Origin of the sequence: Rhodopseudomonas sp. P1, assembly GCF_039642825.1 — a bacterium.
In the GTDB taxonomy this organism is placed as follows: domain Bacteria; phylum Pseudomonadota; class Alphaproteobacteria; order Rhizobiales; family Xanthobacteraceae; genus Rhodopseudomonas; species Rhodopseudomonas palustris_H.
Genome location: NZ_CP088006.1, coordinates 5,090,743 through 5,097,500, shown reverse-complemented (window position 1 = coordinate 5,097,500; position 6,758 = coordinate 5,090,743). Strand labels below are relative to the sequence as shown.

Here is a 6,758-nt window from a genome sequence, read left to right as displayed (position 1 = left end):
GATCCCAATGTTCGGGCGTGGTCTCGTCGATCATCGCGAGCCGCAGGACGCCGGCATTGTTGACGAGCACGTCGACGTGGCCGAGCCCAGCGACGGCTTCAGTCACCGAACGTTGGCAATCCTCGATCTTGCTGACGTCGGCGAGGATCGGAATGCACTTGCGGCCGAGCTGCTTCACCTCTTCGACCGTCTCGCGCAGCACGCCTTCCTGTGCGGCGATGTCGGTGAGAGCGAGGTCGTAGCCGCGTTGAGCAAGGCCGAGCGCGATGGCGCGTCCGATGCCGCGGCTGGCTCCGGTGACGATGGCATGTCTGGTCATGAATGATCCTCGAAACGTTCCGATCGAAAGACAAGTCGTGGAGAGCTCAGGCGCGTGTGGCGCGCACCGGCAGCGTGTTCATCGCCTTCACCGTTTCTTCGAAGGAGACTAGGTTGGCACCGGAGCCGAGACCCGTGGCGACGATGGCGGCCGTGGCTGTCGCCAGCCGGGCGCAGTCCTGGAGATCCCAGTCGCGCACCAGGCCGGCGATAAAGCCGCCGGTGTAGGAATCGCCGCAGCCCGAGGTGTCGCGCACGGTGATGTCGAACGCCGGCACGGTGAACTGACGGCCGTCGCGGGTCATCACGAACGAGCCGTGCTCGCCGAGCGAGATCGCGCAGGCGCGGGCGCCCTTGCCGATGAAGTAGCGCGCGCAGGTCGCCGGATCGTCGCTGCCGATCAGCGCGTGGGTTTCGTCGATGCTCGGCATGAAGAAGTCGGTGTAGGGCATCAGCGGCTCGAGCAGCGGCAGCGTTTCGCCGCGCGCCTGGATCAGATCGACCGTCGTGATGCAGCCGGCCGCCTTGGCGTCGCGCAGCAGCGACACCGTCGGCTCGCCGTCCATCGCCAGCAGCGATCCGACGCCGCCGAGATGCAGCACCTTGCTGCCGCAGGCGACCTTCTGGGCTTCTGGCGAAATCTTCCAGCGCGCCGAGGCGCCGCGCGCGTGCAGCACCGGCCGCGAGCCGTCGGGCCGGATCGGCAGGATCGTCGCGGAGGTCGGCGCGCCGGCGATCTTCTCCATCACCGAGATGTCGATGCCCTCGCGCTCCATCGCGTTCAGCACCCAGTCGGCCTTCTCGTCGGTGCCGACCGCGCCGACGGCGAGGGCTTTCAGGCCGAGCCGGGCGCACGGCACCACGGTGCCGCCCGCCGTGCCGGCGACGGTGAGACGGATTTCATCGATCAGCGCCCGGCCGCCGCCGGCCGGGATCTCGGTCACCGGCACGCCGAGAATGTCGAGGATGTAGGTGCCGCAGACGCTGACGTCGTGGGGATGGGCCATGGAGTAAGCCTTGCGAAGTGTTGGTGGGTGTTAGTTGGAGGTCTTGGGAGCGCGGTCGCTGTCGCGCAGGCCGTATTGGCCCCAGCGCTTGAGAATGCTGTCGACCTCGTCATCTGACAGCAGCGGCGGCGTGCCGATCTGCAGGCAGCCGTGATATTGCTTGGCCAGCACTTCGACGGTGCCGGCCAGCCACAAAGCTCGGCGCAGGTTCGGGCCGATTGCGATCATTCCGTGATGCGCCATCAGGCAGGCGCGGCGATAGCGCAGCGCCTCGAGCACCGTCTGCGACAGTTCGGCCGTGCCGTATTGCGCGTAGGGTGCGCAGGGAATGTCGTTGCCGCCGCCCGCCGCGATCATGTAGTGGATCGCCGGAATCGCGCGGTTCATGATCGCGATGATGGTGCAGAAGATCGGGTGCGCATGCACCACCGCATTGGCTTCCGGCTTCTCCCGCAGAATATCGAGATGGAAGCGCCATTCGGTCGAGGGCACGCGGCCTTCCGGCGCGGTCCACGAGCCGTCCCATTTCATTGCCACGATGTCTTCCGGCTGCATCAACTCGTACGGCACGCCGGACGGCGTCACCAGGATGCCGTCCTCGGTGCGGACGCTGATGTTGCCGGAGGTGCCCTGGTTGATACCGAGGGCCGTCATCTCGCGGCAGGCGTCGATGATGGATTGCCGGGTTGCAACGTCGGCAGCGCCGGGAAGCGTCATGGGTGGGTTTCCTCAAAGGTTGGCCGCTGCGGCTCTTACCGGCCGCTGCGCATCGTCGCGGAGGCTCGAACGAGGCGCCTCAGCGCCCCATCGCATAGAACTCGTCGTTCGGCCGCATGCTGGTGACGTTGGCGAGGCGGTTGGACATGCCGAAGAACGCGGCGATCGCCGCGATGTCCCAGATGTCTTCCTCGCTGAAGTCGTGGCTCTTCAGCGTTTCGATGTCGGCGTCGCCGACCTCGTAGGCCTGCGCCGAGACCTTCATGGCGAAGTCGAGCATCGCGCGCTGCCGCGGGGTGATGTCGGCCTTGCGATAGTTCACCGCGATCTGGTCGGCGAGCAGCGGGTTCTTGGCGCGGATGCGCAGGATGGCGCCGTGGGCGATCACGCAATACTGGCACTGGTTGGCGTTGCTGGTGGCGACCACGATCATCTCGCGCTCGGCCTTGGTGATCGGACCGGGCTTGTCCATCAGCGCGTCGTGATAGGCGAAGAAGGCGCGGAATTCGTCGGGGCGATGCGCCAGCGTGAGAAACACGTTGGGCACGAAGCCGGACTTCTCCTGCACTGCGAGAATGCGGGTGCGGATGTCTTCCGGCAGGCTGGCGATATCCGGAACCGGGAAGCGGCTGATAGCAGGCTTGGTCATGTCGCAGTCTCTCTCTAGGCGGTCGCGAGGGCGACCAGCTTGTCCTGATATTCGTCGAAGGCGTCGCGCTGATCGGCGATGTGTGGTTCGGCGCGGACCAGGCAGGTATGTGCCGAGCAGCCCTGGCCGAATTGCGAAGTGCCGATATCGAGCGTCAGCACGTTGGGATTGCCGGCGACTTCGAGCCCGTTCTCGTCGCGCGGCGTGAACCAAGCGCCGGTCGGCAGCACCAGCACGCCGGGCCGCACCGTGTCGGTGACTGTCGCGGTCGCAAGGCAGGCGCCGCGACCGTTCCAGATGCGGATGGTCTGGCCGTCCTGGATGCGGCGCGCCGCGGCATCGGTCGGATGCAGCTTCGCCTGTTCGCGGCCGTTGCGCTTGGCCGCCACGCTGGCGACGCCGGTTTCGATCTGGCTGTGCAGCCGGCCGACCGGCTGATGCGAGATCATGTGCAGATCGGAGGCGTCGCCCTTGCCGAGCCATTCGGCCGGTTCGAGCCAAGCCGGATGCGGCGGGCAATCGTCATAGCCGAGCCCGGCCAGCGTGCGGCTGCCGAGCACGATCCGGCCGCTCTCGGTGTTGAGCGGATGCGCGGCGGGATCGGTGTGGAAGTCGGCCAGGAAGGTGTGCTCGGCGCGGACCGGGCAGCGGGCGTAGCCGCGCTCCCAGAACGTATCGAAGTCGGGCATCTCGAAGCCGAGGCGTTCGACCGCGTCTTGCCGCACCTCTTCGTAGAGATGCCGCACCCAGCCCATCTCGTCGCGGCCTTCGTTGAAGCCGTCGGCGACGCCGAGCTTGGCGGCGATGCGATTGAAGATCTCGAAATCCGGCAGCGACTCGCCGACCGGCGCGATCGCCTGCTTCATCGCGATCACGAAATCAGAGCGGCGATTGCCGGCGAGATCGTTGCGCTCGATCGAGGTCGTCGCCGGCAGCACGATATCGGCGCGCTGCGCGGTCGCGGTGAACATCGGGTCCTGGACGATGATCGTCTCCGGTCGCGTCCAGGCTTCGGCGAGCCGGTTGAGGTCCTGATGGTGGTGATAGGGATTGCCGCCGGCCCAATACACCAGCCGGGTGTCCGGATAGGTCTGGGTCTTGCCTTCGTAGGTGAAGGTCCCGCCCGGGTTCAGCAGCATGTCGCTGATCCGCGCCACCGGAATGAAGCTGTCGATCGGCCGGGTCAGCTGCGAAATCGCCGGCGACTTGCCGATGTTGAACGGCGAGCCGACGCCGCCGAGCGACGCGTAGCCATAGCCGACACCGCCGCCGGGCAGGCCGATCTGGCCGATGATCGAGGCAAGGCCGAGCGCCGACCAGAACGGCTGCTCGCCATGATGGGCGCGCTGCAGGCTCCAGCTCACCGTCAGCATGCTGCGGGTGTCGACCAGACGCCGCGCGAGTTGACGAATGCTCTCGGCATTGAGGCCGCAGATCTCCGCCGCCCACGCCGCATCCTTGCGGACGCCATCGGCCGAGCCGTCGAGATAGGCGATCAGTTGATCGGCGCCGCTGGTGCAGCGCTCGAGGAAGTCGCGGGCGTGCCGGCCTGCCAGCACGATCTCGCCGGCGAGGCCGAGCATCAGCGCGGCGTCGGTGTTCGGACGGATCGGCCACCATTCGGCGCCGACCCACTCCGGCAGATCGTCTTTCAGCGGCGAGACATGCACGATGCGGATGCCGCGATCGGCGATCTTGCGCAAATACGACTCGACGCGGTGCACGCCGATGCCGCCGGCTTCGGTCTGCGCGGTGCGCGGCGACAGCGCGCCGAACACCACCAGCGTCTCGGTGTGTTCGGCGATGGTGTCGAGCGTATTGGCGCGGCCGTCGCAGGCGTCCGAGCTGCCGAGCGTGTGGCGCAGGATCACCGGACCTGCGGCGATCGAATAGGTGTCGACGTGACGGGTGAAGCCGCCGACCAGATTGAGCATCCGCTTCAGCAGCGAGGAGGCGTGATGCAGCCGGCCCGAATTGGTCCAGCCGTAGGAGCCGGCGAAGATCGAGGCGTTGCCGTAAGTCGTCGAGACGCGGCGGATTTCGTCGGCGACCAGGGTGGTCGCTTCGTCCCAACTGACCGGCACGAACTTCTCGGCGCCGCGCTTGCGCCGGTCGCTGTGCTCTCGTTTCTCCAGCCAGCCGGCGCGCACCAGCGGGCGCGGCACGCGGCGCTTGGGGTTGGCCCATTCCGGCACCGAGTGAATGATCGGCGACGGCGCGGGATCGTGCGCGAACGGCTCGACGCCGACGATGCTCCCGTCCTGCACCAGCAGCGTATAGGCGCCCCAGTGGCTGCAGTGCGGGATTCGCTTGATCTCACTCACGCGCCGTCTCCGTAGGATGATGGCCGATCGGCTCAGGATGCTTGCGACAGCGGCTGTGCGATCTCGCGCCGCATCTGTGCGGCGAAGTCCGGATAGGTCTCGGCGACTTCGTCGTAGACGCGCTCGCGCAGCAGCTTCAGCACGTCCGGATCGGGCAGCGGGGTCTGTTCCGGCACGTCGTCATGCGCAAACTTGAAGCCGGTCGCTTCCTTGATGGCGGCGAGGTCGTAGCCGGGATGCACGCTTTGCAGGTCGAAGCCGCGGCGGTCCTTGTCGAAGCGGAACAGCGCCTTGCTGGTCAGCAGCGCGATCGGGCCGCCGGTGCGATACACGCCATCGTCGCTGACGCCCGGCGCGCTGATGAAGTCGACTTTCTCGACCATCGCGCGCGGGGTGTGCTCCTCGCGGAACAGGATCACGCGCGGCACGACGTAGTACAGATAGGCCGACCCGAACGAGCCGGGCCAGCGCACTTGCGTCTGCGGATACTCGCCGGTGCCGACCAGATTGATGTTGCCCTGGCCGTCGATCTGGCCGCCGCCGAGGAAGAAGGCGTCGATGCGGCCCTGGCCGGCGCAATCGAACAGCTCGGCCGAACCGTTGGTGAAGAAGTTATGCTCGACCGAACCGAGGATCGAGATCCGCGGTCCGGTCTCGCCGGCCTGCTGCTTCAGCGCCCGCAGCAGCATCGCGCCCGAAGCCGGGATCGGCGAGGAGGCGCCGACCGCGACATGACGCACGCCGTCGAGCAGCTTGGCGATGGTGCAGATCAGGATCTCGCGCGGATGAATGTCGGTCATCAGGCGGGCTCCATCTGCGTCGTCGTCATGTAGTCGGCAAAACCTTCGGCGGTGCGCGCCGCGCGGGCGTAGCGAACGAGTTCCTGGGTGTCGGCCTGATACTCGCCCCACAGCCCGTAGGGCCACGCGCCCTTCGGCGCGAGCGCAACTTCAGTGACGTAGATCGCCGGCAGCACGCCGGCCGCGGTGATCTCGTTGGCGAGCAGGCTGTCGTCGACGATCCGTTCGACGGTCACCAGCGTCGTCGCCGACGCATAGGCCATCGCCGCGAGTTCGCGGCGGCGTCCGATCCAGACGTTGCCGAACCGGTCCGCCATCGGGGCGTGGAAGATCGTCACGTCCGGCTTGATCGCGGGGATCAGCACCACGGGATCGCCGCCGTCGGCCATCGGATTGTCGATCACGCGCCAATCCTTGCGGTGACGCAGGATGTCGCTGCCGATCAGGCCGCGCATCGGCATGAACGGGCTGCCCTTTTGCGCCGCCATCAGGCCGGCGTGGATCGCCGGGCAGGTTGCGTCCATCAGCTTGATCGAGCCGTCCTTGACGGCCGCGTTGAACCGCGGCGCGCCGCCGGCCTCGCCGAGCGTCACCGCGCTGGTCTCGACGGTGCGGACCAGGCCCGAGCCGATCAGCTGATCGACCTGAAGGCCGCCGGTCGGAACGCAGATGAGATGGAGGTTGCCGGTTTTGCGCGCGATGATCGGGCGCGTCATCGCCATCGAGACGCCGGCATAGTCGACCGGCACGGCCAGCCGGATTCCCGGCTCCACATACTTCGCCAGTCCGCGAAGATCGCTCGCCACGATCAACCTCCCGATTTTGTGTTCTATATTATAGAACGTCTTTCCAAATAAAATTAGTCGCGCATCCGATCCTCTGTCAATGCCGATCGTATTGCTGCGTGGCGCTTCGGCGCATCTGCATGGCGGCCCGGCGCGCG

7 protein-coding genes (1 of these 7 running past the window's edge) are annotated in these 6,758 nt (G+C 67.0%); all 7 read right to left on the bottom strand.

The window, feature by feature from the left end; genetic code table 11:
* Positions 1-319 carry the beginning of an SDR family NAD(P)-dependent oxidoreductase gene (locus LRC39_RS23595; RefSeq protein WP_346295836.1) on the bottom strand. Its footprint begins 428 nt before the window's first position, so 319 of the gene's 747 nt are visible here — the first part of the coding sequence; it begins with the start codon at positions 317-319; its stop codon lies beyond the left edge, outside the window.
* A 46-nt stretch (positions 320-365) separates the two neighbouring features.
* On the bottom strand, positions 366-1,325 hold the full coding sequence (locus LRC39_RS23590; RefSeq protein ID WP_346295835.1) for a sugar kinase: 960 nt from the start codon (positions 1,323-1,325) through the stop codon (positions 366-368).
* 30 nt (positions 1,326-1,355) lie between these two features.
* Complete coding sequence (locus tag LRC39_RS23585) at positions 1,356-2,042, bottom strand: L-fuculose-phosphate aldolase (protein ID WP_263989886.1); 687 nt, start codon at positions 2,040-2,042, stop codon at positions 1,356-1,358.
* Positions 2,043-2,121: 79 nt separating this feature from the next.
* The gene (locus LRC39_RS23580) at positions 2,122-2,691 is read right to left on the bottom strand and encodes a peroxidase-related enzyme (RefSeq protein ID WP_107346190.1); all 570 of its coding nucleotides are present in this window, start codon (positions 2,689-2,691) and stop codon (positions 2,122-2,124) included.
* 14 nt (positions 2,692-2,705) lie between these two features.
* Complete coding sequence (locus LRC39_RS23575; RefSeq protein ID WP_346295834.1) at positions 2,706-5,015, bottom strand: molybdopterin-dependent oxidoreductase; 2,310 nt, start codon at positions 5,013-5,015, stop codon at positions 2,706-2,708.
* Between the two features lie 32 nt (positions 5,016-5,047).
* Positions 5,048-5,815, bottom strand: coding sequence for a CoA transferase (locus tag LRC39_RS23570; protein ID WP_264053616.1), 768 nt, complete (start codon positions 5,813-5,815; stop codon positions 5,048-5,050).
* A complete protein-coding gene (locus tag LRC39_RS23565) occupies positions 5,815-6,621 on the bottom strand; it encodes a CoA transferase subunit A (protein ID WP_346295833.1) in 807 nt (268 codons plus the stop codon). The genes LRC39_RS23570 and LRC39_RS23565 overlap by 1 nt, the downstream gene beginning before the upstream one ends.
* Positions 6,622-6,758: the final 137 nt, after the last annotated feature.

Coding starts and splice junctions, on each gene's coding strand:
- LRC39_RS23590 (WP_346295835.1), bottom strand. CDS start 1,325: ATGGCCCATCCCCACGACGTCAGCGTCTGCGGCACCTACATCCTCGAC.
- LRC39_RS23585 (WP_263989886.1), bottom strand. CDS start 2,042: ATGACGCTTCCCGGCGCTGCCGACGTTGCAACCCGGCAATCCATCATC.
- LRC39_RS23580 (WP_107346190.1), bottom strand. CDS start 2,691: ATGACCAAGCCTGCTATCAGCCGCTTCCCGGTTCCGGATATCGCCAGC.
- LRC39_RS23570 (WP_264053616.1), bottom strand. CDS start 5,815: ATGACCGACATTCATCCGCGCGAGATCCTGATCTGCACCATCGCCAAG.